The following is a 1,292-nucleotide window of genomic DNA, read 5'->3' on the forward strand; positions in this document are numbered from 1 at the left end:
AAGTGATGAAGAACACAACCGTCAAAGGGAAAAAGCTGAAGGTGAATAAAGCGAATAAATGATGAATGACCTGCTCCCAGTTAAAGGGGCAGGTCATTTTGCTGCTGGCTGACATTGGCGCTGGTCTCCTCCGGAACAAAGGCAAGAATCACAATACCAATTACAAACAAAATGATCAGACTGAACACCGCAGTCGAGGATTTCCCGGTCAGCTGGGCTGTCACGGCAATGAGCAGCGGCCCCATAATTGAGGCGAATTTTCCGAAAATGTTGTAAAAACCGAAGAATTCATTAGCGTGGCGCTTTGGCACAAGCTTGGCGAAATAGGAACGGCTGAGGGCTTGAATACCGCCTTGCGAGGTGGCGACAAGCATAGCCAATATCCAGAAATCAAGCGTTGTCTCCATAAAATAGGCATACACGCAGACGATCATATAAATGACGATCCCGACATACAGCATTGTCTTCCCCGTGAAGCGTTCTGCCAGTTTTCCGTATACAATCGAAAACGGCGCGGCGACCACCTGAGTGACAAATAGGATGATCAGAAGGCTTGAGGAACCGATCCCTAAATCTGATCCATAGGATGTCGACATCGTAATAATCGTGCCGACTCCGTCGATATAAAAGAAATAAGCGAGCAAGAAGAGGAAAAGTGCCCGGTATTGCCTGATCCGTTTCATCGTTTGGCCGAGCCTCTTAAAGCTGTTGATGACAATATGAGGTTCTTTTTTGATGTAATAGCGTTGATGGACATGTTTAATCATTGGGATAGTGAACAGCCCCCACCAGGCAGCCGTTATGAAAAAGGACAGCTGGCTTGCGGCCGGTACAGACACTGGAATAGTCTCCGCTTGCGCGAGCAGGATGACAGCAATACTGATGATAAATGGAATCGTGCTTCCAATGTATCCTAAGCCAAAACCCCGTGCCGAGACGAGATTCATCCGCTTCTCAGTCGTGACGTCAACGAGAAAGGCATCATAAAACACATTGGCGCCGGAAAAACCGATAGCCGATATCGTATAAAACAGCAACAATAGCAGCCAATGTTCACTAGGGATAAAGGCGAGCATCGCGGTGCTGGCGACACCGGCTGACACAAAGAAACCGAAGAACTTTTTCTTGCACCCTTCATAGTCGGCGATTGTGCCTAAAATAGGGCCGAGCATCGCAAGAATAAACGTTGAAATCGCAATGGTATAGCCCAGAAAGGCAGTCGATTGAGCGGCGCTGACACCGCTTTCCGCAGCTGCTGATTTATAAAATAACGGAAATACCGCGGTGGTCAA

At 47.8% G+C, this 1,292-nt stretch carries 1 protein-coding gene; it reads right to left on the minus strand.

Features of this window, described 5'->3' with window-relative positions:
* Positions 1 to 80 precede the first annotated feature (80 nt).
* The coding region (locus tag ACWHAR_RS21775; RefSeq protein ID WP_452087801.1) for an MFS transporter at positions 81 to 1,292 on the minus strand (1,212 nt) is incomplete at its 5' end.

The sequence above is a fragment of the Bacillus sp. LR--39 genome (assembly GCF_053613335.1).